The organism is Novosphingobium sp. (assembly GCF_027486195.1).
GTDB lineage: Bacteria > Pseudomonadota > Alphaproteobacteria > Sphingomonadales > Sphingomonadaceae > Novosphingobium.
Window position 1 is genome coordinate 49,626 of record NZ_JAIXPP010000129.1, and the last position, 17,228, is coordinate 66,853.

The window sequence follows — 17,228 nt, forward strand, 5'->3', positions numbered from 1 at the left end:
CCAGACCTTCAGGACCAACCGACCAATGGCACTCGATATCCTCATCGTGGACGACGAACGCGATATCCGCGAGCTTGTCGCCGGCGTGCTCAGCGACGAAGGCTACGGCTGCCGCACCGCGGCCGACAGCACCGCTGCGCTCGCCGCGGTTGACGAGCGCCGACCCAGCCTCGTCCTCCTTGACGTCTGGCTCCACGGCAGCCCGATGGACGGGCTTGAAGTGCTCGACGAGATCAAGAAGCGCGAACCCGAACTGCCCGTCATCATCTTCTCCGGCCACGGCAACATCGATACCGCAGTCTCCGCCATAGGGCGCGGGGCGATGGATTTCCTCGAAAAGCCGTTCGAGGCCGAGCGTCTGCTGCTCCTTGTAGAGCGCGCGACCGCGACCGAACGCCTGCGCCGCGAGAACGCGCGGCTGCGGCAGGGCCTTTCGATGTCCGATGGCTTTACCGGCAATTCCAATGCGATCAATGCCGTGCGCGCGACGCTCAAGCGCGTGGCCAATACCGGCAGCCGCCTCCTCATCACCGGCCCGGCAGGCTCGGGCAAGGAAGTCGCCGCGCGCCTGCTCCATTCGTGGAGCCCGCGCGCCGATCACGCCTTCGTCACCGTCAATTCCGCGCGCATCACCCCGGAGCGCTTCGAGCAGGAACTGTTCGGCGAGGAAATCGACGGGAAACTGGTGCGGGCAGGGCTGCTCGAAATGGCCGACGGTGGCACGCTGTTTCTCGACGAAGTCGCTGAAATGCCTGCCTCCAGCCAGGCCCGCATCCTGCGCGTGCTTACCGAGCAATCGTTCGTGCGCGTGGGCGGCCACCGCCAGATCCGCGTCGATGTGCGCGTGGTTTCCTCCACGTCGCGCCCGCTCGAAAAGGAAATCGCCGAACGCCGCTTCCGCGAAGACCTTTTCTACCGGCTCAATGTGGTCCCCGTCTCGATCCCCTCGCTGATCGAGCGACGCGAGGATATCCCCGCGCTCGCCGACCATTTCTTCTCGCGCTATGCCAACGAGCAGGGCGTGCAGCCACCCGCCATCTCGCCCGAGGCAATCGCCGCGATGCAGAGCTACGACTGGCCCGGCAACGTCCGCCAGTTGCGCAACGTGGTCGAGCGCACGATCATTCTGGCCCCGCGCGAGCGGCTCACCCGCATCGATGCCGATATGTTGCCGGCCGAAATCGTCACCACCCGGCTTGGCGGTGATTCAAGCACTTCGGCGCTGATGGGGGTGCCCCTGCGCGAGGCGCGCGAGAATTTCGAGCGCGAGTATCTCAAGGTCCAGATCCGCCGGTTTTCCGGGAACATCTCGAAGACCGCGAGCTTCATCGGCATGGAACGCTCGGCCTTGCACCGCAAGCTGAAGCTCCTCGGCATGGCCGAGCGGCGCGAGGACGAAGAGCTGGATTGAGCTGTCCCAGAGCGGGCCCAGAGCACGCGGGGGCGCAGATTGCTCCATTTTGCCCCTGTACTAAGACATGAACCCGACATAGAATGATGGTTGCTGACCGGCTGTGGCGCCGCGCAAACCCTTGATCAGATTCGGCTTTGGCCGATGAAGAAAAGGGGGGAGTGCGGGCCCTGCCAGATCGTGTCTGAACGCCAGAGAGCGTTACGGCACCAAAAAAAAGACGAAAGGACATACCAAAATGACCGGCAGAACCCTCTCTGCGCGCCCGCGCACCAAGGTCGAAACCGCCCCCGCACCCGAAGCCGCCGCACCGCCGCCGGTTTCGCTCGTTGCCGGAAAGGGACAGAACCTTCAGGATGTATTTCTCAACTTCTTGAGAAAGAACAAGATTCCCGTCACGATGTTTCTCGTGAAGGGTGTCAAGTTGCAGGGCATTGTCACCTGGTTCGATAACTTCTCCATTCTCCTGCGCCGCGATGGCCAGTCGCAACTGGTCTACAAGCATGCGATCTCGACGATCATGCCGGGCCAGCAGCTTGCCGCCGCGCATTTCGCGCCGAGCAACGACGAAGGCGCGAAGAAGCGCCTGCTGCAGGACGTGTTCCTCTCCAGCGTGCGCGATGCCGGCGTGCAGGTGACGATGTTCCTGGTGAACGGCGTCATGCTTCAGGGCCGCGTTGCTGCCTACGATCTGTTCTGCATGCTGCTCGAACGCGAGGGCTATGTGCAACTCGCCTACAAGCATGCTGTTTCGACGATCCAGCCCGCTGGCCACGTCGACCTTTCCGGTGAGTGGGACGGCGAACCATCCTGACCATTGAAACAGGCCGAGCCGCATGAGCGGATTTGAATTCGGCCGCGAAACCGAGCTTGTCGGGGAAGTGACACGCGGCGCCCGCGCCGTCGTTGTCCTCCCCGATTTGCGCCAGCGCGCCAAGACCGGACCAGGCTTGGACGCCGAATCCCGTCTGGAGGAAGGGCAGGGGCTCGCCCGCGCGATCGGCATCGATGTCGTCGATGCCTTCGCGCTTCCGATCCGCGCGGTCCGCCCCGCCACCCTGTTCGGCGAAGGTCAGGTCCAGAAGATCGCAGTCGCCATTGCGCAGTCCGATGCCGAACTCGTCATCGTCGATGGCGCGCTCTCGGCAATCCAGCAGCGCAATCTCGAAGACAAACTCGCACGCAAGGTCATCGACCGCACCGGGCTGATCCTCGAAATCTTCGGCGAGCGAGCCGCCACAGCCGAGGGACGGCTGCAGGTTGAGCTCGCCCACCTGGATTACCAGGCCGGCCGCCTCGTGCGCAGCTGGACCCACCTTGAACGCCAGCGCGGCGGCTTCGGCTTCCTCGGCGGCCCGGGCGAAACCCAGATCGAGGCCGACCGCCGCCTGATCCGTGGCCGCATGGCCCGCATCCGGCGCGAGCTCGAACAAGTCCGCCGCACGCGCACGCTCCACCGCGAGCGCCGCCAGCGCGCGCCGTGGCCGGTAATTGCGCTCGTCGGCTATACCAACGCAGGAAAATCGACGCTTTTCAACCGAATGACCGGTGCGGATGTCATGGCCGAGGACCTGCTCTTCGCCACGCTTGATCCCACGATGCGGGCTATCCGCCTGCCGGGCCTCGAAAAGGCGATCCTCTCCGACACAGTGGGGTTCATTTCAGAACTGCCGACGCAGCTTGTTGCCGCCTTCCGCGCGACGCTGGAGGAAGTCACTGCAGCTGACGTCATCGTCCACGTGCGCGATATCGCCAATCCCGCCACATCCGCGCAGAAGCTCGAGGTCGAGGAAATCCTCGCCGATCTGGGGGTGATCGGAGAGGAGGGGGCCTCGGTTCCGATCATCGAAGCGTGGAACAAGTGGGACCTGCTCTCTGATGATGACAGCGCCATGCGCCGTGATCTGATTGCCGCCGGGGTGCCTGATCGGCAGGTCGTGCCGATTTCGGCGCAGTCGGGCGAGGGGGTCGAGAAGCTCGTTGCGCTGCTGAGCGAATTGCTTACCGGCGGCGCGCGGATCCTGGAACTCTCGGTGCCGATGGCGGACGGCCAGAAGCTCGCGTGGCTTCACGCACACGGCGAAGTGATGTCCGAGGTTCAGATCGAGGACGAAGATGGAGCGCCGGTTCAGCGCCTGACCGTACGCCTCACGCCGCGAGAGCTGGGGCGCTTCGTCCAACTTTAAGCGTCAGCGCTCGGCGGCCTTGACCTGCTGCCATAGCGCCTCCTGCGCTTCGAGCGAAAGCGACGGGAAATCGGATACCGCCAGCTCTTCCATCGCGCGAAATCGCCGTTCGAACTTGGCATTGCCATGGCGGAGCGCATCTTCTGGCGCGATCCCATACCTGCGCACCAGATTGACAACGGCAAAGAGCAGGTCACCGGCTTCATCGAGCCGCTCGGCCGCGTTCGTGGCGGCAGCCAATTCTTCGATCTCCTCGATCACCTTGGCGCGCGGGCCTTCGGTGTCCGGCCAGTCGAAGCCCACCCGTGCAGCGCGTTTCTGAAGCTTTTCCGCGCGCATCAGCGCGGGGAGCGCAAGCGCCACGCCGTCGAGCGCGCTCGTTGCGCCCTTGGCCTCGCGTTCGGCGGCTTTCTGCGCTTCCCAACGCACTTCACGCGATTGGCCGTGATCGGCCGCATTGTCGAAAATGTGGGGATGCCGCTCGTTCATCTTGTTCGAGATCCCATGGGCCACGGCATCGAAATCGAACGCGCCCAATTCCTCGGCCATGCGCGCATGCAACACGACCTGGAGCAGGAGATCGCCGAGTTCCTCGCGCAGCGCCGCCAGATCATCACGTTCGATCGCATCGGCCACTTCGTAGGCTTCCTCGATCGTATAGGGCGCAATGGTCTGGAAGTTCTGGGCGACGTCCCATTCGCAGCCCGTCGCGGGATCGCGGAGCCGGGCCATGATCGCGAGAAGCCGCGCAATTCCCGAAGCGGCGGCTGCATCCATAGCGGGGGAGACCTCGGGAGAGACGCTCATAAGGACCGATCCTTGAGTTCGATAATATTTATTATGTTAAATGGAAGAGCGCCAGCTCATCGCCGATACCCCGCAAACGCCAGCGCTGCCGCGAGGATGATCACCACCCACCCACCAGCCATCATCATGCCCGACGACAACTTTAGCCCGCGCAACCTGCCGTTTGCCAAAACAAGTACCAGCGCCATCACGATCCCGATCAGTGCGACGAACTTGTCCGGTGTCACAGCTCGATTTCCATCCCGTCATAGCCGGGCTCGACGTGCCCCGGTGTTTCATCGCACAATGTCCGGTAGTCCATGCTCTTGTCGAGATGCGTCAGCACGGCGCGGCCCGCGCGGCAGGCTTCGACCAGTTCAAGTGACATCGCCAAATGCGCGTGCGTCGGATGCGGCTTCCGGCGCAAGGCATCGACCACCAGCACATCGACCCGGTCGAACAGCGCCACCATCTCGCCGGTAATCGCGCTGAAGTCCGTCGCGTAACCGATTGACTTTCCGTCCTGATCAAAGCGGAAAGCGGTCGTCTGCGCGGGGCCATGCGGCATCTGGCAATGCGTTACGCCAATGCCGGCAACCATCCGCACGCGGTCCAGATTGTCGAGATTGCAGATCGTCGGATAGCCATGCTGACCCGCAAAGACATAACCGAAGCGCAGCCGCAGTCGCCGTACCGTCTCATCAGCGGCATAGCCGGGAATCGGCGCACCGCGGCCCATGCGCAGCGGCCTCAGGTCATCGATGCCATGCGTGTGATCGGCATGGTCGTGCGTCCACACTACGCCATCGATCCGCCCGATGCCCGTCGCGAGCAACTGGTGGCGCAAGTCGGTGGGCGTATCGACGAGGATCCGTCCGCCATCTGCGCCTTCGACCATGATCGCGACCCGCGTGCGCCGATTGCGCGGTTCCTCGGGATCGCAATCGCCCCAGTCATTGCCGATGCGCGGCACGCCCGTGGATGTCCCGGACCCCAGGACAGTCAGTTTCATGCCCGCGCCTTACCAAACAGGCGGAAGAAATTGGCGCCCGTCTGCTCGGCAACCGCTTCCGCCGTCGTCCCTCGCAATTGGGCGACAAAGGCGCAGGTATCGGAAACAAATGCTGGCTCGCAGACCTTCCCTCGATGCGGCACCGGCGCGAGGAACGGGGAATCGGTTTCAACCAGCAGCCGATCATCGGGCACTTCGGCAGCAAAGGCCTGCAAGTCCTTGGCATTCTTGAAGGTCACGATGCCCGAGATCGAGATCGTGAGCCCAAGCGCGAGCACAGCCCGGCCGAATTCCGCGCTCGCGGTGAAGCAATGGATCAGCGCCGGGAACGCACCCTTGGCCATTTCCTCGCTGAGAATCCGCAGCGTGTCATCCTCGGCATCGCGCGTGTGGATCACGATCGGCAGGCCGGTTTCTCGCGCCACGCCGATATGTACGCGGAACAGGTCCTGCTGAACCTGCCGGTCGGAATGATCGTAGAAGTAGTCAAGCCCGGTCTCGCCGATCGCGATCACCTTGGGATCGGAGGATGCCGCCCGCAGCGCCTCCGCGCCAAGATCGGCGTGTGCATCGGCCTCGTGCGGGTGGATACCGATGCTGGCCCAGACGTCCGCCTCGCGGTGCGCCGTCGCCACCACCGCATCCCATTCGCTCTGCCGTGTCGAGATATTGAGGAAGCCCTGCACCCCGCGCGCACGGGCGCGCGCCAGCACCTCGGCCTGCGTTTCGATCAGGCCCTTGTAGTTGAGGTGGCAGTGCGAATCGATCAGCATCAGCCCGCGTCTTCCTCGACCAGTTCGAGCCGCGGGAATGCCGGACTCGGTGCCGCAAGCCGCTCGCCGTTGGCGACGCGCGCGAGGAACCAGTCCGCCTGCGTCAGTGCGGTGATGCCGCGCTCGTCACCCGGAATACCAAGCTGATCCAGCACTTTGTCGGCCGCTGTTGGCACCACCGGTCGGATCGCGATGGTAAGATCGCGGATCGCCATGAACAGCGTCATGAGGACGGCGCGCATCCGTTCCGGATCGCTCTTGCGCTGCGCCCAGGGCGCCTGTTCGTCGACATACTGGTTGCAGGCGAACACGCCGCGCATCCACGCCTCGATACCGGCGGAGAAGTTCAGTGCGGCAAACTCGCGCGGCAAGTCGTCATGACAGGCCGCGAACACGGTGGCGAGCAGCTGGTCGTCCGCCTCGGCGCTCGCAAACTTGGCAATTTCGCCGTCCATGTTCTTGAAAATCATGGAGAGCGTACGCTGCACCAGATTGCCGTAGCTGTTCGCCAATTCGGCGTTGCAGCGGGTCACGATCGCCTCGGGCGAATAGGAGCCGTCCTGCCCGAACACCACGTCGCGCATCAGGAAGTAGCGCAGGGAGTCGACGCCAAACCGCTCGGCCAGCGCCAGCGGATCGGTCACGTTGCCGAGCGACTTCGATTCCTTCTGCCCCCGGTTGAGCAGAAAGCCGTGCCCGAATACCTGCTTCGGCACCGCAAGGCCCGCACTCATCAGGAAGGCCGGCCAGTAGATCGTGTGGAAGCGGACGATATCCTTGCCGATGAGGTGGAGATCGGCCGGCCAGTACTTCGCGTAATCTCCTGATTCGTCGGGGAAACCGAGGCCGGTGATGTAGTTCGTCAGCGCATCGACCCACACGTACATGACATGGTTGTCGCTGCCCGGCACCTTGACGCCCCAATCAAAGCTGGTGCGCGAAACCGAGAGATCGCGCAGCCCCTGGCTGACGAACGCGATCATCTCGTTGCGCCGGCTTTCCGGGCGGATGAAATCGGCATTGTCGCGCATCAGCGCGAGCAGTGGCTCCTGATACTTCGACAGGCGGAAGAACCAGCTTTCCTCGACCGTCCACTCGACCGGCGTGCTCTGGGGCGAGAGCTTCTCCCCCCCTTCCCCGTCGATCAGCTCGCTCGCGTCGTAGTAGGCCTCGTCGCGCACCGAGTACCAGCCCTCATACCGATCGAGGTAGAGGTCGCCGTTCGCTTCCATGCGCCGCCACAGTTCCTGCGTCGCGGCATGGTGGCGCGGCTCGGTTGTCCGGATGAATATGTCGTAATCGACATTGAGAGCATCGGCCATCGCAATGAAATGACTGGTCATTTCATCTGCAAGCTCGGCCGGCGTCACGCCCATGTCGCGCGCCTTCTGCGCCATCTTCAGGCCATGCTCGTCGGTCCCGGTCTGGAAGCGCACGTCGCGCCCCATTGCCTTGTGGAAGCGCGCGATCACGTCGGCGGCGATCGCTTCATATGCATGGCCGATATGCGGCTTCCCGTTGGGATAGCTGATGGCGGTCGTGATGTAATAGGGCTCGCCCATGGGCTGCGACTGTCCTTGGCTGCGGGAGGGCTTGCGGGGTCGGAATCCCTCAGGCCGCGTTCTCCCTAGTGCGCACCACCGATGCCAGCAAGCCGCCGATTTCCAGAAGCAGCAGCGCGGGCTCGAAGTTGTAGGTCGGCGCCTGCGCTGCGAGCATCGCCAGTGCGGCATGCGCCTCGACGATCCGCAGACGCGTTGCGTCATCGCTGCCGGCCATCGCCGCCACCAGCACGCGCCGTGCCGCCTCGATCGCTGCCAGCAGGCGCTCGCGATCAGGCCGCTGGCCAAGTGCGGTTGAAAGCTCCCCCCGCAGCGAGAGATCGGGATCTCCTTCTGCGACAAGCCGGACCATGGTCTGCCAAGCCGCACCAAGCCCCATCTCGGCAAAGGCAAGCGCGGCACCGGGCGCGCCGCTTCCGGCGGAAATGGCGGCATCCAGCGCCGCTCCACTCAATTCCGGCGCGGCCCGGGTGAGCGCCCGCGCCATGTCGTCCGGCTCCAGCGGATGAAACCGCAGCACCGTACAGCGCGAGCGCACTGTAGGCAGCAGACGGCCGATCTGATGCGTCACCAGCAGGAAGAACGTGCCGGCGGGCGGCTCCTCAAGGCTCTTGAGCAGTGCGTTTACGGCGCCCTTTTCCAGATCATCTGCCGCATCGATGATGACCGCGCGCCGCGCCCCCAGCGTTGGGCGCGTCACCAACCGCCGCTGCACGCCGCGGATCTGGTCGACACTGATATTGCGCTTGCGGGTATAGGCCTTCCCGTCGTCGCGCTTTTTCACTTCGTCGTCATTGCTCGGCAGCGGCTCCAGCACGTGGATGTCCGGGTGCATTTCCGATGCGGGCTGCGGCACGCCCGGTTCGGCGACGAGTTCCGCCGCCGCCGCGCGGGCGAAGCTGGCCTTGCCCAGACCCTCGCGCCCCGCCAGAATCCAGCCGTGATGCATACGCTGCCCGGCCCGCGCTGCGCGCCAGACGCTCCAAGCCTCGTCGTGACCGATCAGGGACACAGGCTGTCCACCGCCGCCAGCACCCGCGCATGCACCGTCTCGGGCGCGCCGTTGGCCGCAATCACAGCAAAGCGCTCCGGTTCGGCCTCGGCGTAGCGACGGAAGGCATCGGCGACCCGCGCGTGATAGTCCGCCGCGCGCCCGCCGATCCGGTCGAGCTTGCCGGCATCGCGCTGCTCCACCCGCCTCGCGGCCTCGGCGGGATCGAGCGTCAGCAGCACCGTGCAATCGGGCAGCAGCCCCGCGCTGCCGATCCTGTGCAGCGTCAAGATATCGGAGTCATCCAGCCCGCTGCCGCCGCCCTGATAGGCGCGGCTGCTGTCCAGATAGCGATCGCACACCACCCAGGCCCCGCGTGCCAGTGCAGGTCGGATGAGCGTCTCGACATGGTCCGCGCGCGCCGCTGCAAATAGCAGCGCCTCGGCCCTGGTGCCCCAGCCAGGCCCGTCCTTGTCGAGCAGCAGCGCCCGGATCGCCTCCGCGCCCGGCGTCCCGCCCGGCTCGCGCGTGGTGACGATGTCCAGCCCCCGCGCGCACAGGGCCTCGGCCAGCAATCGGCTCTGCGTCGATTTGCCGACCCCTTCCCCGCCCTCAAAAACGATGAACCTGCCTGTCATTGGCCGGTCATTGCCCCAGCATCGCCAGCAGGCCGTTGCGCAGCCGCGCCAGCGTTCCTGCTTCGGGCACGGCTTCCGTCGCCACCAGCGGCAGGCGCGTCTCGCCCTCGCCCGGCACTCGCACGACGAGGGTGGCGACTTCATCGCCCTTGGCAATCGGTGCGCGCAGCGGCCCCTTGTAGCGCACGCTCAGCGCATAGCGCGCGCCAGCGCCCCTCGGCAGCGTCAGCGCCAGCGGGTGCGGCGCGGAGAGGCCGACACTGCGCACCTCGCCGCCCTGCACTTTTGCCGTGCCGATCCTGGCCCCTTGCGCGAACAGCGGATGCGCCTCGAACGCGGCAAAGCCCCATTCGAGAAATGCGCGGGATTCTCTGGTGCGGTCGGCCGGTCGGTCATAGCCACCAACCACCATCATCAGCCGCCGTCCGTCACGGATCGCCGAGCCGACAAGGCCATAGCCCGCTTCGTTGGTGAACCCCGTCTTCACCCCGTCCGCGCCATCGACATGGCCATAGAGCGGGTTGTGGTTTGGCTGTTCGATCCCGCGAAAGGAGAGCCTCTCGTGCCCGTAGAAGCGTGCATAGAGATCGGGATGCCGCGTGATCAGGGCGGTGCTCAGAATGGCAAGATCGGCGGCAGAGACATACGTCTCCCCCTCATCCATCCAGCCATTGGCGGTGTTGTAGTGAGTGTCCTTCATGCCGAGCTTCTTTGCTTCGGCATTCATCATCTCGGTAAACGCGCCGACATTTCCCGCGACACCCTCCGCCAGCACGACGCAGCCATCGTTGGCCGAAACCGTGACGATGCCCTCCAGCAATTCGGCAACAGATGTGTCGCTGCCATCGGCAAGGAACATCGTGCTGCCCACCCGGTGCCACTTGCGGAAGGCCTCGTGGCTCATCGTGAAGCGCTGGTCGAGCTTCAGCTTGCCCGCCTTGATCAGTTCGAAGGCGACATAGCTCGTCATGATCTTGGTGAGCGAGGCCGGCACGAAGCGCCGGTGCGACTGGCGCTCGAACAGCACCCGCCCGCCGTTGACATCGATCAGCAGGGCGATGGGCGCGGAAATCTGCGGCATGCCTGTCGCGGCTTGCGGTGCGGCTTCCGGCGCAGGAGCCGCCGCGCGCACGGGCAGAGCAGCCAGCGCAGCGATCAGCACAGCGGTCAAGATCCTCGATTTCAAGCGCCGTCCTCGTTTGGTGCGAGACCGCGCCGGACGAGACTAGTCGCGCACGATCCGGGCACCTGCATAGCCCGCAGCGCGCGCCTTCGCCAGTCCGCGCTCCGCCTCATCCCCGGCAGAAAACGGCCCGCTGCGGACACGCCAGAGTGATCCTGCCTGCACCAGCGATCCGCCCGCCTTGCGCGCGGCTGCCTCGGCATTCGAGCGCTGCGAAAACGCGCCGATCTGCACGTAGTAACGCCCTGCTGCCGCAGCCGGACGTTTCGGCGGTGCGGCCGGTATAGCAGGCTTTGGAGCAGGAGCGACGGCCTCCGGCTTCGGAGCGAGTTTGGGAAGAGGTTTCGGAGCCGACTTCTCGGAGACTGGGGGCGTCTTCGGGGCAGGCTTGGCCGGCGGCGCTGGCTTGGGCGTGGTTGCCCCATCGACTTGCGCCGGGCGGATCGTCACCGGCAGGTCCGCGACAGGCGGCTCCAGCCCCAGCTTGCGGCGCAGCGCGGCAAGCAGGCCCGCCGGCGTATCCATGCGCGGCGGCACCGCCTGGCCTGCGCGCAGCAGCGCCCGCTCGGGCTCAGGCGGATTGACCCGCCGCACCCGCACCGGCGCGGAGGCACCGCCTGGCAGGCCGAGTTGCGCCCAGGCAAGCGGAGAGAGCGAGACAAGCCCGTCGCCGCTCATTGGCCCGCGTCGGTCGATCCGCACAAGGATCGTCCGCCCGCTCGCAAGCGATGTCACTTCGACATAGCTCGGGACCGGCAATGTGCGGTGGGCGCCGTTGATACGCGGCGCAGCTCCTTCGTCCGCGCCCATCGGGACGGCCTTGCCCACGGCATCGTAGTTCAGCGTGTCGGCCGGCGTGTAGGTGACGCCGTCGACCACGAAGGCATCGCCCAGCGTTACCGGATAGTCGCCCGCCGGGCCCATGACATCGGGCGCCGCCGCTTTGCGCTCGCGCGCCGCCACGTCGGTCGCGCTGCTGGCTCCCAGCGCCAGCACCAACGCCAGCGCCAGAACCGCATTGTTCCTGTTAACGGGCAATTTCATCAGCCAGAAGTCCCACCGAGAGGGCGTAGAGATTCGAGCAGTTGTAATCGAGGATGACTCGATAATTTCCGGTTAGCAGGTAGGCCGTCTGGCCGGGGCCATCCGGCTCGAGCAGGCTGGCGAGCGTATCGTCCGCCAGGGTGGGTGCGCGCGGCACCACACCGAGCGCCTTCCATTCCCGCACCGTCTTCCACCGCGAATGCCGCGCAAAGACTTGCGGGCAGCGCGGGCTGGCCAGCGCCGTGCCCAGCGCGGGACGGTCGAGCGGGAGCGTCACGTCCGCTGCCACGCCCCAGGGCTCTCCTGCCCGCCATCCGGCATCGCGGAAGTAATTGGCGATCGAGGCAAGCGTGTCCGGCTTGCTTGCCCAGATATCGGCAAACCCATCGCCATCACCGTCCTGCGCCACTCGCAGATAGACCGAGGGCAGGAACTGCGGATTGCCGAACGCACCGGCCCAGCTACCCACCAGCTTGGCGCGCGGCACACCGCGGTCGACCATCTTGAGGAGCGCAATGAACTCCTCCGCAAACAGCGCCCGTCGCCGCCCCTCGTAAGCCAGTGTGGCAAGCGAGCGCGCGAGATCGAAATCGCCGGTATAGGAGCCGTAGTTCGTTTCATGCCCCCAGATCGCCAATACGATCTTGGGCGGCACGCCGTAGCGCTGCTCGATGCCGGCAAGCGTCTCGGCCGAGGCGAGATACTGCCGCCGCCCTCCGGAAATCCGCGCAGCATCGACATGCGTGCGGCGGTAGCCGGCAAAGGTCGGGATCGAGGACGACGTCCCCGGCTGCGCACGGTCCAGCGCGATGACACGGGGGTTTTCGGTGAGCCCGGCCATCACCGAGGCAATGGTCTCCTCACGCACACCGTCTGCCCGCGCTTTGGCCGCAAGGTACTGGAGATAACCCTGAAATCCTGCCGCCGCCTCATCGCCCTGCGCCCCGGCGGGGCCAGCCAGAAGCGACAGCACCAGCGCGGCAAGCGCAGCGCGGATGAGGCCAGGCGTGCGTGGAACATGAAAAAGGAATGGCATTGGCATCGTGCCATGACAGTCGCACAGCGCGGCGGCGCTGGGAATCCCTCAATCGATGAATCGCGTGGGAAGCGCCGCAAGGCACCGCGCTCAGGCCGTGGCATGCAAAATCGCTTTGCGAGGCCCCACCGGCCCGCTATCGGCATGCCGACGCGCATGGCGCTGCGGACAGGTGGCCGAGTGGTTTAAGGCAGCGGTCTTGAAAACCGCCGTGGGTGGAAGCTCACCGTGGGTTCGAATCCCACCCTGTCCGCCAATCATGCTTCCATATGGCATCGCAGTTGAATGAATCAGCCATTTACATCCCCACCGTGAGCGGCGCGCCAGTACGCGCGAGGACCTCTTCGGCGGAGATGCCGGGCGCACACTCCAGCAGGGTCAGCCCTCCCGCCTGCTTGTTCACCGCTATGACGGCCAAGTCGGTAATGATCAGATCGACGACCCGCCGCCCAGTCAGCGGAAGCGAGCATTGCGGCAGGATCTTGGGCTCACCGCTTTTGGCGCAGTGATCCATGACCACCACGATACGCTTGACGCCCGCGACAAGGTCCATTGCCCCGCCCATACCCTTCACCATCTTGCCGGGGATGGTCCAGTTGGCCAGATCGCCGTTCGCTGCCACCTCCATTGCGCCCAGCACGGCCATGTCGATGTGCCCGCCGCGGATCATCGCAAAGCTGTCGGCGCTGGAAAAGAAGCTGCTGGTGGGCAGGGCCGTGATGGTCTGCTTGCCGGCGTTGATCAGGTCCGGGTCCGCTTCACCCTCAAAAGGGAATGGCCCGATTCCCAGCATGCCGTTTTCGCTCTGCAGCGTTACCGTGATGCCTTCCGGGACATAGTTGGCCACCAGCGTCGGTATGCCAATGCCAAGATTTACATAGTAGCCATCGCGCAGTTCCTGGGCAGCGCGCTGTGCCATTTCATCGCGGGTCCTGCTCATGCCTGCATCTCCCTCGCGCGGGTTGTAAGCTTTTCAATCCGCTTCTCGTTGATCGTCGACAGTACGATCCGGTCGACAAAAATGCCTGGCGTGTGGATCGCGTCCGGATCGAGGGTCCCTTCAGGCACGATCTCCTCGACCTCGACCACAGTTACCCGGCCTGCCGTCGCCATGTTCGGATTGAAGTTTCGAGCAGTCTTGCGATACATCAGATTGCCCGCAGGATCTGCCCGCCAGGCCTTGATGATCGAAAGATCTGCGCGCAGCCAGGTCTCGCGGACATACTCCTCACCTTCGAAGACTTCGGTCGGCTTCCCTTCGGCCACGACTGTCCCGACACCGGTCTTGGTAAAAAACGCCGGAATCCCTGCGCCCCCCGCCCGGATGCGCTCGGCCAGCGTACCCTGAGGGGTCAGCTCCAATTCCAATTGGCCTGAAAGATACTGCTGCTCGAACAGCTTGTTCTCACCCACGTAGGACGAGATCATCTTCTTCACCTGCCGCGTTTCCAGCAGCATCCACAAGCCAAAGCCATCCGCTCCGGCATTGTTGGAAATGACCGTCAGATCCATCACGCCGGCTTTGCGGATTTCAGGGATCAAGCTTTCCGGATTGCCTGACAAACCAAAGCCGCCGGACATGATCGTCATGCCGTCAAACAACAGGCCATCTAGCGCTGCCGAAGGATCAGGGAATATCTTGCTGGTCATGCGAGTTGCCTTTTGACCAAGATCGCCTCCCGCCACAGGCAGGATCGATCCGGTGATGTAGGATGCCTCGTCTGAGGCAAGGAAAAGAATTGGCGCGACCTGTTCAGCCACCGTTCCATGGCGAGGACATGCGGACGGAATGTCGGCCAATCGACGATGATGGTCCCAATCCTCGCTTGACGCGCCATGCTGCGCCTCGCTCCGCTCTGCTTCGTGTTGGCCGGGTAAACCAGCCTTGCCGCTGGAAATCCAAGATCGTTGCGGTCTGAATTGCATACCTCCAAGGTATCAAAATGGATCTCCATCAGCTCCGCCATTTTGTAACTGTCGCTAACGAGCGCAATTTCACACGTGCTGGCGCAAAGCTGAACATCGCTAAGCCTCCGCTCAGCCGGCAAATCCAGCAGAGTGATCTCGGCTGAACGATCCCGGCAGGCACCTTGGCAAATGTGGCCAACCATGGGCGAACCGCCCAGCAATATACCGAAGCGTGCATATGCGCCGTGCATTGCCGGTTCCGGTCAATGCCAATCCCTCTCCAGCCCATAGCCTGTTGTGCAGATGGGAATGCGCGTCGCTCAAGGCAGGCGCGGGCCATGACAGGGGAGTTTCGACATGAGCACGAGGCGCAGCGCCAAGTTTTTCGCAGCAGGCACGGCCCTTGCCGCGCTGGTAATGGCTGATGCCGCACTGGCGCAGGCAGCGGGGACCGAAGGCGAAACCGCTGCGGAGAGCAGCGGCGAGATCATCGTCACCGCAACCCGCAAGAGCGAGAGCATCAACAAGGTTCCCCTCAGCGTCAGCGCGCTTTCCCGCGAAGCGCTCGACAGCCGGGGCATTCGCAACTTCAGCGACGTGATCCGCCAGACTCCGGGCGTCAGCTTCGAGAAGTCGAACACCACGACCAACATCGCGATCCGCGGCGTGAACTCGTCGGTCGGCGCCGCCACCACCGGCATCTATATCGACGATGTGCCGATCCAGATCCGTCAGCTCGGCTACGGCGGCGGCAATGCCTACCCGGTGGTCTTCGATCTGGACCGCGTGGAAGTGCTGCGCGGACCCCAGGGCACGCTGTTTGGCGCAGGCTCGGAAGGCGGCACCGTGCGCTTCATCACGCAGCAGCCCAGCCTCGATACGCTCAAGGTCTATGGCCGCGCCGAAGCGAGCGCGACCCAGCATGGCGCGGCGAACGGCGAAGGCGGCGTCTCGGTGAGCGCGCCGCTTGTCGCGGGCAAGCTCGGCATCGCGGCGAGCGGCTACTACCGCCGTGATGGCGGCTACGTGGACCGGATCAGCTCGTTCACCAACAAGGTCGTGCAGAAGAACGCCAACTCGACCGACAGCTATGTCGCGCGCGTGGCCCTAACCTGGCAGCCGGTCGACAACGTCAAGATCACGCCTGCCGTGTTCTACCAGAACGTCGAGGCGGCCGACAGCGGCGAGAGCTGGGAGAAGTATTCGAACTACGACAAGCACGTGTTCCGGAATGCCAACCAGCTCCCCGAAACCAGCAAGGATCGCTTCACGCTCACCTCGCTCAACGTCAGCGTCGGCCTCGGGGCGGTGGACCTCATCGCGGTCGGCTCCTACTTCGATCGCCGCCAGTCCTTCGTGCAGGACTACACCAACTTCGACCAGACTCTGTTCACCGGGGTCAATGCGCTCCCGTTCTTCCCCGAACAGAACGCCCCGTCAGACTTCGTCGTCGCGCAGAAGAACTGGACCGGCGAGCTTCGCCTGCAATCGAGCAATGCGGCCAGCCCGCTGACCTGGGTGCTCGGCGGGTTCTACTCGCACGCGAAACAGACCTCCATCCAGGTCGTGACCGATCCCTATCTGCCCGTCTACCTGTTCGGCGGCCCTTCGCCGGTCGCGGGCTTCTCGGTCTATGACCAGAACGCGGTCTCGACCGACGAGCAGGCGGCGCTGTTCGGGCAGGTCACCTACAAGCTTACCGACAAGCTCTCGGTGCTTGCGGGCCTGCGCTACAGCCACACCGTGTTCACGATCCGCTCGATTGCGCAGGGCTTTGTGGTTGGCCCGCTGGTCGATGACCGTGGCCGCCAAAGCGAGAACCCGATCACGCCCAAGTTCGGCATCAACTTCCAGGCGACGCCCGATACGCTGCTCTATGCCTCGGCCTCGCGCGGATTCCGCGTCGGTGGCTACAACCCGCAGGTGGGCACGTTCTGCGGGTCGGAACTTGCCAGCATCGGCTATCCGGGCGGCCGCCCGACCAACTTCAAGTCGGACTCGGTGTGGAGCTACGAGGTCGGCGTGAAGAGCCGGTTCGGCGGGCTCGGCAGCGTGCAGGCGAGCGTCTACCAGATTGACTGGAACGACATCCAGCAGGCCGTCGCGCTCAACAGCTGCGGCTTCCAGTTCACCAACAACCTCGGCAAGGCGCGCAGCCGCGGCTTCGATCTCCAGCTCGAAGTGCGCCCGACCAACCGCCTGACGCTGCAGGCCGAAATCGGCTACGTCGACGCCAAGTTCCGCGATACCGTGTTCGGCGGCCCTACTGCGGCGGCGCCCTTCGTGAGCAAGGGGGATGCCGTGCTCGGCGCACCGTGGACAGCCTCGTTCCACGCGCAATACGATTTCGACGCGTTCCGCGCGAAGGGTGGCTATATCCGGTCCGATTTCGACTACCGCTCGAAGCAGAGCAAGCTGCCGCCCTACCTCAACCCCGGCAATGGCGCGATCGATCCTGCGCTCACGCTGCCGCCCGCGGTCGCCTTCTGGTCGGCGCGGCTCGGCGTGAAGCCGGGCAACTTCGATATCTCGCTTTTCGTCAACAACATCCTCGACAAGTCCACCTGGACCCGGCGCGAGCGGGCCTCCAACCCGTTCGAATTCTTCCGCCGGGAAACGCTGCGGCCGCGCACCTTCGGCGTGACGGCGTCCTACCGCTACTGAGGAAAACCGGGCGCGCCGCCTTGCCGGGCTGGCT

Annotated in this window: 16 protein-coding genes, 1 tRNA gene and 1 pseudogene; 6 read left to right on the plus strand and 12 right to left on the minus strand. The window is 64.7% G+C overall.

Annotated elements, in window-relative coordinates:
• The first annotated feature begins 25 nt into the window (after positions 1 to 25).
• From Q0071_RS22245 to hflX, 3 genes are all read left to right on the plus strand, one after another.
• A complete protein-coding gene (locus Q0071_RS22245) occupies positions 26 to 1,411 on the plus strand; it encodes a sigma-54 dependent transcriptional regulator (protein ID WP_298174761.1) in 1,386 nt (461 codons plus the stop codon).
• Positions 1,412 to 1,649: 238 nt separating this feature from the next.
• Positions 1,650 to 2,225: an RNA chaperone Hfq gene (gene hfq, locus Q0071_RS22250; RefSeq protein WP_298174762.1), complete on the plus strand. Its 576-nt coding sequence runs from the start codon at positions 1,650 to 1,652 to the stop codon at positions 2,223 to 2,225.
• A 22-nt stretch (positions 2,226 to 2,247) separates the two neighbouring features.
• Positions 2,248 to 3,597, plus strand: coding sequence for a GTPase HflX (gene hflX, locus Q0071_RS22255; RefSeq protein ID WP_298174763.1), 1,350 nt, complete (start codon positions 2,248 to 2,250; stop codon positions 3,595 to 3,597).
• Positions 3,598 to 3,600: 3 nt separating this feature from the next.
• Here hflX and mazG read toward each other — a convergent pair whose 3' ends face one another.
• The 10 genes from mazG to Q0071_RS22305 all read right to left on the minus strand — a co-directional run bounded on the left by mazG (position 3,601) and on the right by Q0071_RS22305 (position 12,622).
• On the minus strand, positions 3,601 to 4,404 hold the full coding sequence (gene mazG, locus Q0071_RS22260) for a nucleoside triphosphate pyrophosphohydrolase (RefSeq protein ID WP_298174764.1): 804 nt from the start codon (positions 4,402 to 4,404) through the stop codon (positions 3,601 to 3,603).
• Between the two features lie 56 nt (positions 4,405 to 4,460).
• Positions 4,461 to 4,631 carry a hypothetical protein gene (locus tag Q0071_RS22265; RefSeq protein WP_298174765.1) on the minus strand — a complete coding sequence of 57 codons (171 nt, stop codon included), beginning with the start codon at positions 4,629 to 4,631 and terminating at the stop codon, positions 4,461 to 4,463.
• A complete protein-coding gene (locus Q0071_RS22270; RefSeq protein WP_298174766.1) occupies positions 4,628 to 5,395 on the minus strand; it encodes an MBL fold metallo-hydrolase in 768 nt (255 codons plus the stop codon). The genes Q0071_RS22265 and Q0071_RS22270 overlap by 4 nt, the downstream gene beginning before the upstream one ends.
• The gene (locus Q0071_RS22275; RefSeq protein ID WP_298174767.1) at positions 5,392 to 6,168 is read right to left on the minus strand and encodes a TatD family hydrolase; all 777 of its coding nucleotides are present in this window, start codon (positions 6,166 to 6,168) and stop codon (positions 5,392 to 5,394) included. Before Q0071_RS22275 ends, Q0071_RS22270 begins: the two co-directional genes overlap by 4 nt.
• Positions 6,168 to 7,730 (minus strand): methionine--tRNA ligase, encoded by a 1,563-nt coding sequence (gene metG / locus Q0071_RS22280; protein WP_298174768.1) that lies wholly within the window; start codon positions 7,728 to 7,730, stop codon positions 6,168 to 6,170. The genes Q0071_RS22275 and metG overlap by 1 nt, the downstream gene beginning before the upstream one ends.
• Positions 7,731 to 7,779: 49 nt before the next feature.
• Positions 7,780 to 8,736: a DNA polymerase III subunit delta' gene (locus tag Q0071_RS22285; RefSeq protein WP_298174804.1), complete on the minus strand. Its 957-nt coding sequence runs from the start codon at positions 8,734 to 8,736 to the stop codon at positions 7,780 to 7,782.
• On the minus strand, positions 8,733 to 9,359 hold the full coding sequence (gene tmk, locus Q0071_RS22290; RefSeq protein WP_298174769.1) for a dTMP kinase: 627 nt from the start codon (positions 9,357 to 9,359) through the stop codon (positions 8,733 to 8,735). The genes Q0071_RS22285 and tmk overlap by 4 nt, the downstream gene beginning before the upstream one ends.
• A gap of 7 nt (positions 9,360 to 9,366) precedes the next feature.
• Positions 9,367 to 10,521, minus strand: coding sequence for a D-alanyl-D-alanine carboxypeptidase family protein (locus tag Q0071_RS22295; protein WP_366886988.1), 1,155 nt, complete (start codon positions 10,519 to 10,521; stop codon positions 9,367 to 9,369).
• 63 nt (positions 10,522 to 10,584) lie between these two features.
• Entirely contained in the window at positions 10,585 to 11,586 is a 1,002-nt protein-coding gene (locus Q0071_RS22300) for an SPOR domain-containing protein (RefSeq protein WP_298174771.1), read from the minus strand.
• A complete protein-coding gene (locus Q0071_RS22305) occupies positions 11,570 to 12,622 on the minus strand; it encodes a lytic transglycosylase domain-containing protein (RefSeq protein WP_298174772.1) in 1,053 nt (350 codons plus the stop codon). Before Q0071_RS22305 ends, Q0071_RS22300 begins: the two co-directional genes overlap by 17 nt.
• 166 nt (positions 12,623 to 12,788) lie before the next feature.
• Between Q0071_RS22305 and Q0071_RS22310 the strand changes: the two genes are divergently transcribed.
• Positions 12,789 to 12,878: transfer RNA gene (locus Q0071_RS22310), tRNA-Ser, on the plus strand.
• A 42-nt stretch (positions 12,879 to 12,920) separates the two neighbouring features.
• Here Q0071_RS22310 and Q0071_RS22315 read toward each other — a convergent pair.
• Complete coding sequence (locus Q0071_RS22315; RefSeq protein WP_298174773.1) at positions 12,921 to 13,562, minus strand: 3-oxoacid CoA-transferase subunit B; 642 nt, start codon at positions 13,560 to 13,562, stop codon at positions 12,921 to 12,923.
• Complete coding sequence (locus Q0071_RS22320) at positions 13,559 to 14,272, minus strand: CoA transferase subunit A (RefSeq protein ID WP_298174805.1); 714 nt, start codon at positions 14,270 to 14,272, stop codon at positions 13,559 to 13,561. The genes Q0071_RS22315 and Q0071_RS22320 overlap by 4 nt, the downstream gene beginning before the upstream one ends.
• A 293-nt stretch (positions 14,273 to 14,565) precedes the next feature.
• Here Q0071_RS22320 and Q0071_RS22325 point away from each other — a divergent pair.
• Together Q0071_RS22325 and Q0071_RS22330 are read left to right on the plus strand one after the other, a co-directional pair.
• Positions 14,566 to 14,679 (plus strand): annotated as a pseudogene (locus Q0071_RS22325) (LysR family transcriptional regulator); the annotation flags it as partial.
• Positions 14,680 to 14,887: 208 nt separating this feature from the next.
• The gene (locus tag Q0071_RS22330) at positions 14,888 to 17,194 is read left to right on the plus strand and encodes a TonB-dependent receptor (protein ID WP_298174774.1); all 2,307 of its coding nucleotides are present in this window, start codon (positions 14,888 to 14,890) and stop codon (positions 17,192 to 17,194) included.
• Positions 17,195 to 17,228 lie beyond the last annotated feature (34 nt).

Coding starts and splice junctions, on each gene's coding strand:
- Q0071_RS22300 (WP_298174771.1), bottom strand. CDS start 11,586: ATGAAATTGCCCGTTAACAGGAACAATGCGGTTCTGGCGCTGGCGTTG.
- Q0071_RS22270 (WP_298174766.1), bottom strand. CDS start 5,395: ATGAAACTGACTGTCCTGGGGTCCGGGACATCCACGGGCGTGCCGCGC.
- metG (WP_298174768.1), bottom strand. CDS start 7,730: ATGGGCGAGCCCTATTACATCACGACCGCCATCAGCTATCCCAACGGG.
- Q0071_RS22315 (WP_298174773.1), bottom strand. CDS start 13,562: ATGAGCAGGACCCGCGATGAAATGGCACAGCGCGCTGCCCAGGAACTG.
- mazG (WP_298174764.1), bottom strand. CDS start 4,404: ATGAGCGTCTCTCCCGAGGTCTCCCCCGCTATGGATGCAGCCGCCGCT.
- hflX (WP_298174763.1), top strand. CDS start 2,248: ATGAGCGGATTTGAATTCGGCCGCGAAACCGAGCTTGTCGGGGAAGTG.
- hfq (WP_298174762.1), top strand. CDS start 1,650: ATGACCGGCAGAACCCTCTCTGCGCGCCCGCGCACCAAGGTCGAAACC.
- Q0071_RS22330 (WP_298174774.1), top strand. CDS start 14,888: ATGAGCACGAGGCGCAGCGCCAAGTTTTTCGCAGCAGGCACGGCCCTT.
- tmk (WP_298174769.1), bottom strand. CDS start 9,359: ATGACAGGCAGGTTCATCGTTTTTGAGGGCGGGGAAGGGGTCGGCAAA.
- Q0071_RS22305 (WP_298174772.1), bottom strand. CDS start 12,622: ATGCCATTCCTTTTTCATGTTCCACGCACGCCTGGCCTCATCCGCGCT.
- Q0071_RS22275 (WP_298174767.1), bottom strand. CDS start 6,168: ATGCTGATCGATTCGCACTGCCACCTCAACTACAAGGGCCTGATCGAA.
- Q0071_RS22245 (WP_298174761.1), top strand. CDS start 26: ATGGCACTCGATATCCTCATCGTGGACGACGAACGCGATATCCGCGAG.
- Q0071_RS22320 (WP_298174805.1), bottom strand. CDS start 14,272: ATGACCAGCAAGATATTCCCTGATCCTTCGGCAGCGCTAGATGGCCTG.